This is a genomic window from Streptomyces sp. NPDC058469 (assembly GCF_042721125.1).
GTDB lineage: Bacteria > Actinomycetota > Actinomycetes > Streptomycetales > Streptomycetaceae > Streptomyces.
The window spans coordinates 1-14,644 of sequence record NZ_JBHXME010000059.1 but is presented as its reverse complement, the minus strand read 5'-3'; the positions used below and the strand labels follow the sequence as shown (position 1 = coordinate 14,644).

At 71.9% G+C, this 14,644-nt stretch carries 13 protein-coding genes; 2 read left to right on the top strand and 11 right to left on the bottom strand.

Annotation, left to right across the window (positions count from 1 at the left end; genetic code table 11):
• Positions 1–8: 8 nt before the first annotated feature.
• The 6 genes from ACFWP5_RS24545 to pdhA are packed head-to-tail and all read right to left on the bottom strand — an operon-like array spanning position 9 to position 6,979.
• The gene (locus ACFWP5_RS24545) at positions 9–1,103 is read right to left on the bottom strand and encodes a potassium channel family protein (protein WP_384160347.1); all 1,095 of its coding nucleotides are present in this window, start codon (positions 1,101–1,103) and stop codon (positions 9–11) included.
• The gene (locus ACFWP5_RS24540; protein ID WP_384160344.1) at positions 1,100–2,485 is read right to left on the bottom strand and encodes a molybdopterin molybdotransferase MoeA; all 1,386 of its coding nucleotides are present in this window, start codon (positions 2,483–2,485) and stop codon (positions 1,100–1,102) included. Before ACFWP5_RS24540 ends, ACFWP5_RS24545 begins: the two co-directional genes overlap by 4 nt.
• On the bottom strand, positions 2,485–3,456 hold the full coding sequence (locus ACFWP5_RS24535) for an NTP transferase domain-containing protein (RefSeq protein ID WP_384160341.1): 972 nt from the start codon (positions 3,454–3,456) through the stop codon (positions 2,485–2,487). The genes ACFWP5_RS24540 and ACFWP5_RS24535 overlap by 1 nt, the downstream gene beginning before the upstream one ends.
• A gap of 54 nt (positions 3,457–3,510) precedes the next feature.
• A complete protein-coding gene (locus tag ACFWP5_RS24530; protein WP_384160338.1) occupies positions 3,511–4,842 on the bottom strand; it encodes a dihydrolipoamide acetyltransferase family protein in 1,332 nt (443 codons plus the stop codon).
• Positions 4,842–5,846 (bottom strand): alpha-ketoacid dehydrogenase subunit beta, encoded by a 1,005-nt coding sequence (locus tag ACFWP5_RS24525; protein WP_384160335.1) that lies wholly within the window; start codon positions 5,844–5,846, stop codon positions 4,842–4,844. Before ACFWP5_RS24525 ends, ACFWP5_RS24530 begins: the two co-directional genes overlap by 1 nt.
• Positions 5,846–6,979, bottom strand: a complete 1,134-nt coding sequence (pdhA, locus tag ACFWP5_RS24520; protein WP_384160332.1) for a pyruvate dehydrogenase (acetyl-transferring) E1 component subunit alpha — start codon at positions 6,977–6,979, stop codon at positions 5,846–5,848. Before pdhA ends, ACFWP5_RS24525 begins: the two co-directional genes overlap by 1 nt.
• 174 nt (positions 6,980–7,153) lie before the next feature.
• Between pdhA and ACFWP5_RS24515 the strand changes: the two genes are divergently transcribed.
• Positions 7,154–7,654: an Lrp/AsnC family transcriptional regulator gene (locus tag ACFWP5_RS24515; RefSeq protein WP_384160329.1), complete on the top strand. Its 501-nt coding sequence runs from the start codon at positions 7,154–7,156 to the stop codon at positions 7,652–7,654.
• A gap of 11 nt (positions 7,655–7,665) precedes the next feature.
• On the opposite strand, the gene ACFWP5_RS24510 is transcribed toward ACFWP5_RS24515, so the two are convergent.
• Together ACFWP5_RS24510 and ACFWP5_RS24505 are read right to left on the bottom strand one after the other, a co-directional pair.
• Entirely contained in the window at positions 7,666–8,262 is a 597-nt protein-coding gene (locus ACFWP5_RS24510) for a TetR/AcrR family transcriptional regulator (protein WP_384160326.1), read from the bottom strand.
• Entirely contained in the window at positions 8,259–9,773 is a 1,515-nt protein-coding gene (locus tag ACFWP5_RS24505) for a 3-hydroxyacyl-CoA dehydrogenase (RefSeq protein WP_384160323.1), read from the bottom strand. Before ACFWP5_RS24505 ends, ACFWP5_RS24510 begins: the two co-directional genes overlap by 4 nt.
• 160 nt (positions 9,774–9,933) lie before the next feature.
• Between ACFWP5_RS24505 and paaN the strand changes: the two genes are divergently transcribed.
• Entirely contained in the window at positions 9,934–11,625 is a 1,692-nt protein-coding gene (gene paaN / locus ACFWP5_RS24500; protein WP_384160320.1) for a phenylacetic acid degradation protein PaaN, read from the top strand.
• A 69-nt stretch (positions 11,626–11,694) separates the two neighbouring features.
• Here paaN and ACFWP5_RS24495 read toward each other — a convergent pair whose 3' ends face one another.
• The 3 genes from ACFWP5_RS24495 to ACFWP5_RS24485 are packed head-to-tail and all read right to left on the bottom strand — an operon-like array spanning position 11,695 to position 14,517.
• Positions 11,695–12,453 (bottom strand): TrmH family RNA methyltransferase, encoded by a 759-nt coding sequence (locus ACFWP5_RS24495; RefSeq protein ID WP_384160317.1) that lies wholly within the window; start codon positions 12,451–12,453, stop codon positions 11,695–11,697.
• 10 nt (positions 12,454–12,463) lie between these two features.
• Positions 12,464–13,843 carry an HTTM domain-containing protein gene (locus ACFWP5_RS24490; RefSeq protein ID WP_384160314.1) on the bottom strand — a complete coding sequence of 460 codons (1,380 nt, stop codon included), beginning with the start codon at positions 13,841–13,843 and terminating at the stop codon, positions 12,464–12,466.
• Positions 13,840–14,517: a DUF5819 family protein gene (locus ACFWP5_RS24485; protein WP_384160311.1), complete on the bottom strand. Its 678-nt coding sequence runs from the start codon at positions 14,515–14,517 to the stop codon at positions 13,840–13,842. Before ACFWP5_RS24485 ends, ACFWP5_RS24490 begins: the two co-directional genes overlap by 4 nt.
• Positions 14,518–14,644: the final 127 nt, after the last annotated feature.

Genomic DNA, 14,644 nt, shown 5'->3' with positions numbered 1-14,644 from the left:
AAGGTGTGTCACTCCGGCAACGGCCGGGTGTCCGGCGCGACCTGCGAACCCGGCGAGACCCGCACGATCGTGATGAGCCGGTCCGTCAGCTGAAGGGTCCCGATGGCCGGATCGTCGTAGCCGAGCACCCGGTGCCCGCGTACGACGCTCACCACCAGGTCGTCCGTGTCGCGCGGCGACCTGCCCACCTCGGCCTTTATGACCGGGCGTTCCGTCATGTCGAGCCCGCTGCCCTGCTGGATGAGGTCCTCCATGACCATGCCGGCGGCGGGGCTGAGCACGGAGAGGCCGAGCAGGCGGCCGGCCGCGCTGGCGCTGGTGATGACGGCGTCGGCGCCGGACTGCTTGAGCAGCGGCGCGTTCTCCTCCTCGCGGACCGCGGCCACGATCTTCGCGCCGCGGTTGAGCTGCCGCGCCGTGAGGGTCACCAGCACGGCCGTGTCGTCGCGCTGTGTCGCGATGATGATCTGCCGCGCCTTGTGCACCTCGGCGCGCTTGAGGACCTCGCTGCGGGTGGCGTCGCCGACGACTCCGACATATCCCTCGCTGCTCGCCGCCTCGATCGCCTTCCCACTGGGGTCGACCACGACGACCTGTTCCTTCTTCAGCCCCGTCGCGCACACGGTCTGGATCGCCGACCGCCCCTTCGTCCCGAAGCCGATGACGACGGTGTGATCCCGCAACGTGGACCTCCAGCGGTTGAGACGCCATTCCTCCCGCGTGCGTTCGGTGAGGACTTCGAGGGTGGTGCCGACGAGGACGATCAGGAACAGCACTCGCAGCGGCGTGACGACGAGGATGTTGGTGAGCCGGGCGCCGTCGCTGACCGGGGTGATGTCGCCGTAGCCGGTGGTCGAGAGGGTGACCGTGGCGTAGTAGAAGGCGTCGAGGAAGTCGACCGAGCCGTCCGAGTTGTCGTTGTAGCCCTCGTGGTCGGCATAGACGATCAACGCGGTCGCGACGAGCAGGAACAGCGCGATGGACAGCCGTTTCGCGACCTGCTGGAAGGGGTGCTCAACCACTTTCTTCGGGAGTTCCACCCGATGGGTCACGAGATGCTCGTCCGCCTGGCGGGCGATCGCATCATGGCCCGATTGTTTCACGTGAAACACACCCCGATCCCGGCGGCCGCCCAGGGCAGATCGATGAGCTCCGTCTGCTGCCCCTGCCGCGCACCACCGGGCGGTACGACCGCGAGTGCGTCGGCCGCCGCGATCCCGCGCAGCATGGCCGGGCCGTTGTAGTGCAGCGGCACGGCAGAGTCGCCGCGCAGGACGGCGGGGATGAGCCGGGTGTCGTACGGATGCCCGTGCACCGCGTCCTGGAGGGGCAGCGCGTACGGCTCCGGGGCGGGGTGTGCCGACAGGGTCCGCAGCAGCGGTTCGGCGAGGGTGAGCAGGCCGGAGATCGCGGCGAGCGGGTTGCCGGGCAGGCCGACGAGGTGCTGGTCGTCCTTGATGCGGGCCAGCAGCATGGGGTGGCCCGGGCGTACCTTCACGCCGTCCACCAGGAGTTCGGCGCCGATACGGCGCAGGGTGGGGCGGACGTGGTCGACCGGGCCGGAGGCGGTGCCGCCGGTGGTGACGATGAGGTCGGCTCCGCTGGCGGTGATCGCCTTGTGCAGCGCCTTCGCGTCGTCGCCGAGCCGGCGGACCGCGGTGACCTCGGCGCCGAGCGCGCGCAGCCAAGACGGCAGCATCGGCCCGAGCGCGTCCCGGATGAGCCCGTCCCGGGGCAGCCCCTCGGTGAGCAACTCGTCGCCCAGGATGAGGACTTCGACCCGGGGGCGGGGTACGGCGGTGAGCGTGTCGTACCCGGCGGCCGCGGCGAGACCGAGCACCGCCGGGGTCACCAGGGTGCCGCCGGGCAGCAGATGGTCGCCGCTACGGCACTCCTGGCCACGCGGGCGGATGTCCTGGCCGTGTCCGACGTCCCGGACCACGTGGAGGCGGCCCTTGTCGTCGGTGCGGCCGTGCTCGCTGCGGATGACGGCGGTGGCGTCCGCGGGGACCCGGGCGCCCGTCGCGATCCGCACGGCCTCGCCGTCGCTCAGCGGCTCCGGCTGCGCGTGCCCGGCGAGCACCCCGTCCTCGCGTACGGCCCAGGGGCCGGGGCCCGCGACCGCCCAGCCGTCCATCGCCGAGGTGTCGAACGAGGGCAGGTCACTCAGGGCGACGAGCGGCGCGGCCAGGACGAGGCCGAGCGCGGCGTCGAGGGTCACGGAGACGGGGGCACGGCGGGAACCGGTGCGTGCGGCGCGGCCGGCGATCGCGCGGGCCTCGGGCCAGGGGGTGGCCTTGTGCTGGTCGGTGTCGGGCTTGCGAGGGGTGCCCTGCGGTGAGTGTGAGGGGGAGGTCGACGGTGGGGGCACGGCGGGGTCGCCGTTGCTGCTGCCTTCGTTCACGAGGGCGAGGACCTCCTCGACGTCGAGGAGGTCCTCGGTGTCCTGGGCGTGCTCACCGGCGTGAATACCGCGCGCGGTCATCAGGCGACGTCCGGACCCGGGGCGGACGCCGGGGCGTCGGGCTCGGCACCGGATGCGGCGTCCGGCTTGGCGTCGGACGGGGCTTCCGGGGTCTCCTCGTCCGCCCATCGCAGCGCGAGCGCGGCGGCCTTGCGGGCGGCCTCGGCTACGGCTTCGGGGCCGCCCTTGCCCTGCGCCGCCGCGTAGCCGACCAGGAAGGTGGTCAGCGGTGCGGCGGGCCTGGCCACCCCGTGGGCGGCGTCGCGGGCGAGGTCGAGCAGGATGCCGGTGTCGACGTCCAGGTCGATGCCCAGTTCGTCCTTGACTGCGGAAATCCATTCATCCAACACGTGCCCATGCTCCCTGATGCGTGCCCTGGCGGTGGCGAGGTCGTCCCAGGTGTCGCAGTCGAAGGACGCGACGGGGTCGGGGACGCGGGTGAGATCGAGCGCGGCGGTCAGCCGGCGCAGGGGCAGCCCGGTGAGGCCGCCGCCCGCAGCGGAGCCGCCGACAGATGCAGCTGAGGTGAGTGCGGTCAGCTCCCGGCGGAGGGCCGACGCGCGGTACGCGGCCACGAGTGGCTGGTCGCGCCCGTCGGCGTCGGTGAGCAGTACCCCTTCGGCGCCGCTGCTCCGCAGAGCGGTCAACAGCCGCCGTACGGTCGCCACTTCGAGGAACGGCAGGTCGGCCGAGAGGACCACGACGGCGACGGCGGTGGTGTGCCGCAGACCGGCGTCGAGCGCGGCGACCGGGCCCGCGCCGGGCGGGTCCTCACGCGCCCAGCGCACCGGCCGGGGGACGGGCCTCGGGTCGGCTACGACGACCGTGGTCCCGGCGTCGGCACAGGCGCCGAGCACCCGGTCGAGCAGCGCCCGGCCGCCGACCCGCAGGCCCGGCTTGTCGGCACCGCCGAGCCGCCGGGCGGCACCACCGGCGAGCACGACGGCGTCATAGGCGTCGCGAACGGCGTCGGGGGGCTCGTACGCGGTCACCCCCCGAGTATGCGTCCCGCCCTGATCACAAGGAACTTGTCCGCGCCGCAGTGATCACAGGTTGCGCAACAGCACCGCCGGCTGTTCCACGCAGTCCGCCACATATCGCAGGAAACCTCCCGCCGTGCCGCCGTCGCACACCCGGTGGTCGAAGGTGAGCGAGAGCTGGACGACCTGCCGCACCGCCAACTCGCCCTCGTGCACCCAGGGTTTGGGGACGATACGGCCGACGCCGAGCATGGCCGCCTCGGGGTGGTTGATGATCGGCGTGGAACCGTCGACGCCGAACACCCCGTAGTTGTTCAGCGTGAAGGTTCCGCCGGTGAGGTCCCCGGGCGTGAGTGTCCCCGCCCGGGCAGCCGCGGTCAGCCGGGCGAACTCGGCGCTCAACGCCTCCGCGTCCCGCGTCTGCGCGTCCCGTACGACGGGCACGACCAGCCCGCGCTCGGTCTGCGCGGCGAAGCCGAGGTGGACCCGGTCGAACCGGACGACCTCCCGCGCCTCCATGTCCACGCTGGAGTTGAGCTCGGGGAACCGGGCCAGCGCTGCCGTGCAGATCCTGGCGAGGAGGGCGAGCACGGAGATCTTGGGCCCACCGGCGGCGTTCATGGCCGCGCGGGCACGCATCAACTCCGTCGCGTCGGCGTCCACCCAGCAGGTCGCGTCGGGGATCTCCCGGCGACTGCGGGAGAGCTTGTCGGCCACGGCGCCCCGGATGCCGCGGAGGGGGGTGCGGGTGACTCCGTCGGTGTCGGTCGTGGTCGTGGTCGTGGGGAGCGTGGCCGGGGGGAGGAGGGTCGCTTCCTGTGTGGTCGCCTCCTGGGTCGCCGCCGCGCGGAGCGCCTGCTCGACGTCCGCCCGGAGGATCAGCCCGTCCCGCCCGGAACCCGTCAACTCCCGTAGTTCCAGGCCGTTCTCCCGCGCGAGGCGTCGCACGAGGGGTGAGATCACGGGTACGGGACCGTCGTCGCGACCGCCGGTCTCAGCGGCGGGGGCATCGGCCACCGACGTCACGACATCCGCCGCCATCCGCCGTACTCTCCGCCGCCGCGCCGGAGGCGCCCCCGTGCCGTAACCCACCAGCACGTTCCCCGAACCCTCGGTCTCGGCGCCGGTCTCATCTGTGACGTCAGAGGCCGGTGCCCCCACCGCGACCGTCAACAGCGGTGACCCTACGGGCAGTTCCGTGCCCTCCTCGCCGAAGCGGGCCGTGACCACGCCTCCGTACGGGCAGGGGACCTCGACCATCGCCTTGGCCGTCTCGACCTCGACGACCGGCTGGTCGATGGCGACGACGTCGCCGACCTGGACCAGCCAGCGCACAATCTCCGCCTCGGTGAGGCCCTCGCCGAGGTCGGGGAGCTTGAACTCCAGCACCTGTGCCATCAGTTCTCGGCCTCCCACTGCAACCGGCCCACGGCGTCCAGGATCCGGTCGACGCCTGGCAGATGGTGCCGCTCCAGCATCGGCGGCGGATACGGGATGTCGAACCCGGCGACGCGCAGCACCGGCGCCTCCAGGTGGTGGAAGCAGCGCTCGGTGACTCGGGCGGCGATCTCGCCGCCCGGGCCGCCGTAGCCGCCCGACTCGTGCACGACGAGCGCGCGGCCGGTCCGCCGTACGGACGCGCACACCGTCTCGTCGTCGAAGGGCACCAGGGAGCGCAGGTCGACGACTTCGAGGTCCCAGCCCTCGGCCCGGGCCGCCTCGGCGGCTTCGAGGCAGACGGGCAGGGACGGGCCGTAGGTGATGAGCGTGGCGCTGCGGCCCGGGCGGCGCACTACCGCGCGGCCTATCGGTTCAACGGGTGACGGCTCGTCGGGGTTCCAGGAGTCCTTCGACCAGTACAGGCGCTTGGGCTCCAGGAAGACGACCGGGTCGTCGGAGGCGATGGCGGCGCGCAGCAGGCCGTAGGCGTCGGCGACGGTCGCGGGGGTGACGACGTGGAGGCCCGGGGTCGCCATGTAGTACGCCTCGGAGGAGTCGCTGTGGTGCTCGACGCCGCCGATGCCGCCGCCGTAGGGGACGCGGATGGTGATCGGCAGGGGCATGGCGCCGCGGGTGCGGTTGCGCATGCGGGAGACGTGGCTGATCAGTTGCTCGAACGCCGGGTAGGCGAAGGCGTCGAACTGCATCTCCACGACCGGGCGCAGGCCGTACATCGCCATGCCGACGGCCGTGCCGAGGATGCCCGCCTCGGCGAGGGGGGTGTCCGTGCAGCGGTCCTCGCCGAACTCCTTGGCGAGTCCGTCGGTGACCCGGAAGACACCGCCGAGGGTGCCGACGTCCTCGCCCATGACGTGCACCGTGGGATCGGCGGCCATGGCGTCGCGCAACGCGCGCGTGAGGGCCTGCGCCATGGTGGCGGGCTTGAGGGCGACGGTGGTCATCAGTGCGTCCCTTCCTGTTCCGCCGCCAGCTCCGCCCGCAACTGGGCTTCCTGCTCGCGCAGTTGAGGGGTGGGCTCGGCGTACACCTGGGTGAACAGGTCCATGGGGTCGAGCACCGGGTCCTGGTTCATGTGCGCGCGCAGCTCGGCCGCCATGGTCTCGGCGGCGTCGCGCGCGGCCCGGATGCCGTCCTCGTCGATGAGCCCGCGCTCGGTGAGTTCGTGCTCCAAAAGGGCGATCGGGTCGTGCGCGCGCCAGGTCTCGACCTCGGTGTCGCCGCGGTAGCGGGTCGCGTCGTCGGCGTTGGTGTGGGCCTCGATGCGGTAGGTGATGGCCTCGACGAGCGTGGGACCGCCGCCCTCGCGCGCGTGCCGTACGGCGTCGGCGAGCACCTCGTGCACGGCGACCGCGTCGTTGCCGTCGACCAGGCGGCCGGGCATGCCGTAGCCGACGGCCTTGTGGGCCAGCGACGGGGCCGCGGTCTGCTTGGCGAGCGGGACGGAGATCGCGAAGCCGTTGTTCTGGACGAGGAAGACGACCGGGGCCTGCCAGACGGCGGCGAAGTTCAGCGCCTCGTGGAAGTCGCCCTCGCTGGTGCCGCCGTCGCCGACCATGGCGAGCGCGACCACGTCGTCGCCCTTGAGGCGGGCCGCGTGGGCGAGGCCGACGGCGTGCGGGAGCTGGGTGGCGAGCGGGGTGCACAGGGGGGCGATGCGGTGCTCGCGCGGGTCGTAGCCGGTGTGCCAGTCGCCCCGCAGCAGGGTGAGGGCCTGCACGGGGTCGAGGCCGCGGGCGACGGCGGCGAGGGTGTCGCGGTAGCTGGGGAAGAGCCAGTCCTGCTCCTGGAGGACCAGCGCGGCGGCGACCTCGCAGGCCTCCTGGCCGGTGGTGGAGGGGTACACGGCGAGCCGGCCCTGCTTGGTGAGGGCCGTGGCCTGCGCGTTGTACCGGCGGCCGCGCACCAGCTCGGCGTACAGCCGGCGCAGCAGCCCGGGGTCGGCCTGCGCGGCCGCCTCGGTGCCGAGCACGCGGTACGGCGCGGCGTCGGGCAGCAGCGGCGCGGGGTCCGTGCGCGGCTGCCAGGCGGGCGGCGGTGTGGGCCGGTACGCGCCCCGCTGCTCCATGACCGTCATGACGGCACCTCCTCAGGGGAGTGGCTCGGAGAGGCGCGTCGGACGTGCGGCGCCTCCCTACCGATTGTTCGGTCGTCGGCACATTTTGGCTACAGGCACCTCCAGGCTGTGGACAAACGGTTCTCCACAGCCTGAAATGAACGCAGTACGTCCATGGTAGGGAGGCGGGGGGACATGGCACCTGAACAAATGGCCGAAGGCCCGGAGGCGGGCAACACTCTGCCGCCACCGCGTCCGCTGGACGCCATTGATCAGGACATCCTGCAGATGCTCCAGGCGGACGGCCGCGCGTCGATAAGGTCGGTCGCCGAACGGGTGCATGTCTCGCGTGCCAACGCCTACGCGCGGATCAACCGGCTCATCGAGGACGGCGTCATCCGCGGTTTCGGCGCCCGGGTCGACCACGAACGCGCGGGTCAGGGCACGTCGGCGTACATCACCCTGAAGATCGTGCAGAACTCCTGGCGCACGGTCCGCGAGCAGCTGAGACTGCTCCCGGGTGCCTCGCACATCGCGCTGGTGGGCGGCGACTTCGACGTCCTGCTGCTGGTGCACACGCCGGACAACCGGGCGCTGCGCGAGCTGGTCCTCACCCGGCTCCAGGCGATCCCCGAGGTGCTCAGCTCGCGCACGCTGCTGGTGTTCGAGGAGGAGGACCTGGAGCCCCAGAGCTGACCTTCTTCGGCTCAGCCCTGGCTCTGCGCGCGCAGCCCGGAGAAGACCAACTGGGCCACCGCGTCGGTCACTTCGCGCTCGCCCATGCCCCGCCCGTCGGGCCGGTACCACTCCACGATGGAGTTGATCATCCCGAAGACGAGCCGGGTCGCGAGCCGTACCTCCACGTCACCGCGCAGATCGCCGTCGGCCGCCGCCGCCTTCAGCAGCTCGGCCACCCGGTGGTCGAAGTCGCGGCGCCGCTCCAGGGCCCACCGCTCGGTGCCGGTGTTGCCGCGCACCCGCAGCAGCAGCGTCACGTACGGCAGTTCGGAGGTCAGCACCTCGACCATCCGCCGTACGACGTACTCCAGCCGCTCGACGGCGCGCCCCACGCGTGCGTGCTCCTCGTCGAGGATCCCGAAGAGGCCGTCCAGGGCGCGGCTGACCGCACGGCGGAGCAGTTCCTCCTTGCCGGTGACGTGGTGGTAGATCGACGACTTGGAGATACCGGCCGCCTTGGCGAGGTGCTCCATGGAGGTGCCGTCGTAGCCGCGCTCGATGAAGACCTGGACGGCGACGGAGAGCAGGGTCTCCGGGGTGTACGTGTCGCGCTTGGCGGTGGTCATGGGGTGCCCTCCCGCTTCTCGGTGGCGTAGGCGTGGCGGTAGAGCGCGAGGGACGGCGCGTACCGTCCCGACGGGTCACGCAGGTGCAGGTCGTCCAGGAGGTCGTAGGCCCAGCTGCGGCCGAGCCTGCGGCTCCATTCGAACGGACCCAGAGGGTAGTTGACACCCAGGCGCATCGCGGTGTCGATGTCCTCCTCGGTGGCGACGCCCTTGGCGACGGCGTCGTGCGCCAGGTCGACGATCCGGGCCACCGTGCGGGCGACGATCATCCCGGGGGCGTCCCCCACGACGCTGACGTTCTTGCCGAGCGCCTGGAAGAGGCCGATCGCCTCGGTGAGGGTCTGGGACGCGGTGTCCTGGGAGGCGGACAGGGCGATGCGGCCGGCCCTGCGGTAGTCGAGGGCGAGGTCGAAGTAGACGACGTCACGGAACTCGACGGAGGTCTGCCCGTCGGCGAGCGCCAGCTGACCGCCGCCGGGCAGCACCATGCGGGTGCCGTGGTCCTCTTCCTCCTCGCGTACGACGATGCCCGCCTCGCGGATCAGCGTGGCCAGCTCGGCGGCGGGGCCCAGGTCGCCCTCCACGACGACGTACGCGGGCGCCTGGGCCGGTTCCGCGGTGTGCGGCTCGGGCTGCTCGGCGTCGTCCCCGTGGTCGTACCAGCCGTGCCCGGTCTTGCGGCCGAGGCGGCCGGACTCGACCAGGCGGCGCTGCGCGAGCGAGGGCGTGAAGCGCACGTCCTGGAAGAAGGACTGCCACACGGAGTGGGTGACGGACTCGTTGACGTCCTGCCCGATGAGGTCGGTCAGTTCGAAGGCGCCCATCCTGAAGCCGCCGGACTCGCGCAGGACGGCGTCGATGGTGGCCGGGTCGGCGGCCTGCGCCTCGTAGACCGCGAAGGCCTCGGCGTAGAAGGGCCGGGCGATGCGGTTGACGATGAAGCCGGGCGTGTCGGCGCAGGCCACAGGAGTCTTGCCCCAGGCACGGGACATCTCGTACGCGCGCGTGGCCGACGTGACGTCGGTGGCGAACCCGGAGACGACCTCGACGAGCGGCAGCAGCGGCGCCGGGTTGAAGAAGTGCAGGCCCACGAGGCGGCCCGGGTTGCGCAGGGCAGCGCCGATGGCTGTCACCGACAGGGACGAGGTGTTGGTGGCGAGCAGACAGTCCTCGCCGACGATGTCCTCCAGGTCGCGCATCAGCTGCTGTTTGACGTCCAGCTGCTCCAGCACGGCCTCGACGACCAGGGTGCAGTCCGCGAGGTCGGCGAGGGCCTCGGCGGGCAGCAGACGGGTGCGTGCGGCGTCCCGGTCGGCGGCGGTGAGCCGGTCCTTCTCGACGAGCCGGTCGAGCCGGGCGCCGATCGCGGCGGTCGCGTCCCGGGCCCGCCCCGGGACGGCGTCGTACAGCCGTACGACGTTGCCCGCGGTCAGCGCGACCTGGGCGATGCCCATGCCCATGGTGCCGGTGCCGACGACGGCCACGGGGCTGCTGAGGTCGAGTGCTGTCATGTGCGCGATCCTCCCGCACGGGGTTTTCCACAGATGCGGCGGACCCCCTTGTCCCGACCGATCGTTCGGTTACTCTAACTCTGACTGCCTGTTTCCGCCCATGTCTCTGCCCAGGTCATGAGCTCGTAGACGAGTTCTTGAAACGAGGAGTTGGTCCCGCATGGCCGCCGTACTGACCGCGCACGAGCTGATCGCCCGGCACCGGCCGACACTCGACCAGGCGCTGGAAGCGATCCGCACGCGCGCGTACTGGTCCCCGCACCCCGAACACCCGAAGGCGTACGGCGAGCACGGCAGCCTGGACGCGGCGGCGGGCAAGGCCGCCTTCGACGCCCTCCTGGGCACCCGCCTCGACCTCGGCCAGCCCGGCACGGACGACTGGGTGGGCGGCGAAGTGTCGCCGTACGGCGTCGAGTTGGGCGTGACGTACCCGCACGCGGACCTCGATGTCCTGCTGCCGGCCATGCGCGCCGGGCAGCGGGCGTGGCGGGACGCGGGCGCGGAGACGCGTTCCGTGGTCTGTGTCGAGATCCTCAAGCGGATCAGCGACCGGACGCACGAGTTCGCGCACGCGGTCATGCACACCAGCGGCCAGGCCTTCATGATGGCGTTCCAGGCGGGCGGCCCGCACGCGCAGGACCGCGGCCTGGAGGCGGTGGCGTACGCGTACGTGGAGCAGGTCCGCACCCCCGACACCGCGGAGTGGACCAAGCCCCAGGGCAAGCGCGACCCCCTGGTGATGAACAAGCGGTTCACACCGGTGCCGCGCGGTACCGCCCTGGTCATCGGCTGCAACACCTTCCCTACGTGGAACGGCTATCCGGGCCTGTTCGCCTCCCTCGCCACCGGCAACGCGGTCCTGGTGAAGCCCCACCCGCGCGCGGTGCTGCCGCTCGCGCTCACGGTGCAGATCGCGCGCCAGGTGCTCACCGAGGCGGGCTTCGACCCGAACCTGGTGGCGCTGGCCGCCGAGCGTCCCGGTGAGGGCATCGCCAAGACGCTGGCCACCCGCCCCGAGATCCGGATCATCGACTACACGGGGTCGACGGGCTTCGGCGACTGGCTGGAGACCAACGCCCGCCAGGCGGAGGTCTACACGGAGAAGGCCGGCGTCAACACGGTCGTCGTGGAGTCGACCGACGACTACAAGGGGATGCTGTCCAACCTGGCGTTCTCGCTGTCCCTGTACAGCGGCCAGATGTGCACGACCCCGCAGAACCTGCTGATCCCCCGCGACGGCATCCGCACCGACCAGGGGCCCCGGTCCTACGACGAGGTGGTCGCCGACCTCGCGCGCTCCGTGGACGGCCTCCTCGGCGACGACGCGCGCGCGAACGGCCTGCTCGGCGCGCTCGTCAACCCGGACGTGAAGGCCCGTCTGGAAGCCGCCGCCGGACTCGGTGAAGTCGCCCTCGCCTCACGGGAGATCAGCAACCCGGACTTCCCGGACGCGGTCGTCCGCACCCCGGTGATCGTGAAGCTGGACGGGGCCAAGCCGGACGACGAGGCCGCCTACATGAGCGAGTGCTTCGGGCCGGTCTCCTTTGCCGTCGCGGTCGACTCGGCCACCGACGCGGTGGAGCTGCTGCGGCGCACGGTGCGTGAGAAGGGTGCGATGACTGTCGGCGCGTACACGACCGACGATGAGGTCGAGCGGGCCGTCGAGGAGGTCTGTCTGGAGGAGGCCGCGCAGTTGTCGCTGAACCTGACCGGCGGGGTGTTCGTCAATCAGACGGCCGCGTTCTCCGACTTCCACGGTTCTGGCGGTAACCCGGCTGCCAATGCGGCGCTGTGTGATGGGGCGTTTGTTGCCAATCGGTTCCGGGTTGTTGAGGTTCGTCGGGACGCCTAGGAGCTCGGGGGGTGCGGTTGTTGTGCGGCTGACGGTTCGTTGTGGCTTGTCGCGCCGTTCCCCGCGCCCCTAAAGGGGCGCTGCAGTGGACGTGCTCCAGTGGTACAGCGTCATCGCCACGCTGGTCGCGAGGTTGTAGCTGGAGACCTGGGGGCGCATCGGCAGGGCCACCAAGTGGTCGGTACGCGCGCGTAGTTCGGCGGACAGTCCGCTGCGCTCGGAGCCGAAGGCGAGCACGGCGTCGTCCGGCAGCTTCAGCCCCCGGATGTCGTCGCCCTCCGGGTCGAGGGCGAACACCGGTCCGGGCGGCAGCTCGTCGACCGTCAGCCGCTCCACGGCGGTCGCGTAGTGCAGGCCCGCCCCGGCGCGTACGACCGTGGGATGCCACGGGTCGAGCGTCCCAGTGGTGACCACACCGGTCACCCCGAAACCGGCGGCGAGCCGGATCACGGCCCCGGCGTTGCCCAGGTTGCGCGGGTTGTCGAGGACGATCACGGGCGCGCTACGGGGCGTGTGCCCGAGTTGTCGGAGGTTGGCCTCGCGCGCGGGGCGTACGGCCAGGGCGGCCACCCCGGTGGGGTGCGGGCGCGGCACGAAGGAGCGGTACGTGTTCTCCGGGACCTCGGTCAACAGCGCGTCCAGGGTGTCCCGTACGTCCGGGGCCAGTTCGTCGGCGAGGGCGAGAGCCGCTCGCCGGTCCGTGGCGACCGCCACCGGGACTTCGGCCCCGAAACGCAGCGCGTGCTTGAGGGCGTGGAAGCCGTCGAGCAGCACGGAGGTGTCGGCGAGCCGGCGCCAGGCGGTTGTGGCGGGGGCGAGGGCGGTCATGCCGTGCAGCCTACGTGGGTGTGCTCGGGGTCGTCCGGGGCGCGGGGCTCTCCTGGGTGCCGGGGTCCTCCGGAGCCGCGGGCGACTCCTCGGGGCGCCGACGCGGCGTCGTGGGGGCACCTTCGGGGCGCGCCGTGGAACCGGACGCGGAGGACGCGGAGGGCGTCGTAGGACCGGACGCGGAGGGCACCGTAGAACCGCCCTCCGGTAGCGGGGCGGAGCCGGCCCCTTCGGGGAACAGCGCTGGGCCGCGTGCGGAAAACACCCGTCCACGCGCGCGTGCCACCCAGTCGCCCACCCTGCGCAGGAACGACGTTGGCAGGAAGACCGCGTCCGTCGCGATCATCGCCAGGGAGAAGAACGGCAGCCCCAGGATTACGGCGATCACGGCGTGCTCGGTCATCATCGCGGCCAGCAGGACGTTCTTGACGCGTCGGTTGAAGAGCGTGAACGGGAAGGCGACCTGGACGATCACGGTCCCGTAGGTCACGAGCATGACCATCGTGCCGTTGCCGGCCAGCAGGTCGGCGAGGGCGGGCCAGGGTGAGAAGTAGTCGAGGTGGAGCGGGTAGTAGACGGCGGTGCCGTCCTGCCAGCGCGAACCCTGGATCTTGTACCAGCCGGCCGTCGCGTAGATCAGACAGGCCTCGCTCGCGATCACGAACAGCGCGCCGTTGTGGATCACGTTCGCGACGATGTCGAGCAGCACCCGGGGCTCGTACGACTTCGCGTACCGCCCGATCACCCACCACAGGGCCTGCGCCAGCCAGACGCCCCACAGGAGCGCGGGCACGAACCAGTCGCTGTCGAACCGGCCCGTCGCGGTCACCGCGACGAGCGCCGCGCCGAGCACGACCCACAGGACGGGCCCGACCCGGTCGGAAATCCACTCCCCACGCGCGCGTGCCTCCCGCGTACGCAGGGCCCGGCGCGCGTCGAGGGACCAGACCCGGCCGCAGCGGGCGAACACCAGGTACAGGGACATCAGGTGCAGGACGTTGTCGCCGCCGTCGCCCATGAAGACGCTGCGGTTCTGCAGCGAGAGCACGCCGACCATGAACAGCACGGACATCGTGCGGGTGCGCCAGCCCAGCAGCAGCAGAACGCTCGCCAGCACGGCCAGCGCGTAGACCGTCTCGAACCAGAACTGCCCGTCCCACCACATCAGGGCCGTGAACGCGCCGTTGTCCGCGATCAGTTGCCGGGCGAGGTCCCAGTTCCACGGTCCGTCGGGGCCGTAGAGCTCCTGGCGGTGGGGCAGTTCGCGCAGCAGGAACAGCAGCCAGGTGCCGGCGAAGCCGATGCGGATCACGGCGCTCTGGTAGGGGCCGAGGGCCGATTCGGTGACGCGGGCGATGCCTCGGGACACCGACAGGGCGAAACCGTTCACCGGACGCCTCCCGCGGCCTCGTCCGCCGGGACCGGCCACCAGGGCAGCAGGCGGTACTGGGGGGTGGTCGACACCTGCTCGTCACTCCACTCGGGCGGGGGCACGTTGGTGGTCCGGGAGCGGATCTGGACGCGCTGGATCACGCCGCCCTGCCCGCCGGCCGCGTCGTCCCGGCCCAGGCGCAGCACGACGATGCGCCGCAGATACGTCTCCGCGAGCGTGCCGCGCAGGCCGATCGGACGATTGGCGTTGTCGTGCGTGGCGGTGAGGAAGTCCCAGGCCCGGCGCAGTTCGTTCTGCTCGGTGTGGCTCGGCAGCAGATTGCCGTCGATGGCCGCGCCGTCCTCGGCCGACAGGTCGTACCAGCCGGTCGTACGGGTCGTGCCGTCCGCGGTACGGACATCGGCGCGCACCTGGACCTCGATGTTCTGCTGCAACGGGTTCGGCGCGAAGAGCTTCCAGTTCTGCTCGAACTCGGGGTAGATCCACTCGTCGATCGCCTTGCCGTGCTGCTTCGTCACCGTGTTCGACGGCGCGACGTGCAGGAACACCATCCCGAGATGGACGAGGGCGGCCACCGCCACGACCGCGACCGCCAGCGCGGCGCCGACCTGATAGCGCAGGGACAGCCCGGCGACTCCGATACGGGCGTCGGGGTAGGCGCCGGTGGGCACGTCCGCGGGATCGGCGGGATCGTACGACGGCTCCGGCCGCGGTGGTGTCTGTGGCTTGGGTCACGTCGGCGACCTGGCCGCCGAGCGGCACCGCGACGACCACTCTCCACCCGGCGCAGGGCACCCG

Coding starts and splice junctions, on each gene's coding strand:
- ACFWP5_RS24510 (WP_384160326.1), bottom strand. CDS start 8,262: ATGACCACCGCCAAGCGCGACACGTACACCCCGGAGACCCTGCTCTCC.
- ACFWP5_RS24495 (WP_384160317.1), bottom strand. CDS start 12,453: ATGACCGCCCTCGCCCCCGCCACAACCGCCTGGCGCCGGCTCGCCGAC.
- ACFWP5_RS24505 (WP_384160323.1), bottom strand. CDS start 9,773: ATGACAGCACTCGACCTCAGCAGCCCCGTGGCCGTCGTCGGCACCGGC.
- ACFWP5_RS24525 (WP_384160335.1), bottom strand. CDS start 5,846: ATGACCACCGTCGCCCTCAAGCCCGCCACCATGGCGCAGGCCCTCACG.
- ACFWP5_RS24515 (WP_384160329.1), top strand. CDS start 7,154: ATGGCACCTGAACAAATGGCCGAAGGCCCGGAGGCGGGCAACACTCTG.
- paaN (WP_384160320.1), top strand. CDS start 9,934: ATGGCCGCCGTACTGACCGCGCACGAGCTGATCGCCCGGCACCGGCCG.
- pdhA (WP_384160332.1), bottom strand. CDS start 6,979: ATGACGGTCATGGAGCAGCGGGGCGCGTACCGGCCCACACCGCCGCCC.
- ACFWP5_RS24530 (WP_384160338.1), bottom strand. CDS start 4,842: ATGGCACAGGTGCTGGAGTTCAAGCTCCCCGACCTCGGCGAGGGCCTC.
- ACFWP5_RS24540 (WP_384160344.1), bottom strand. CDS start 2,485: ATGACCGCGCGCGGTATTCACGCCGGTGAGCACGCCCAGGACACCGAG.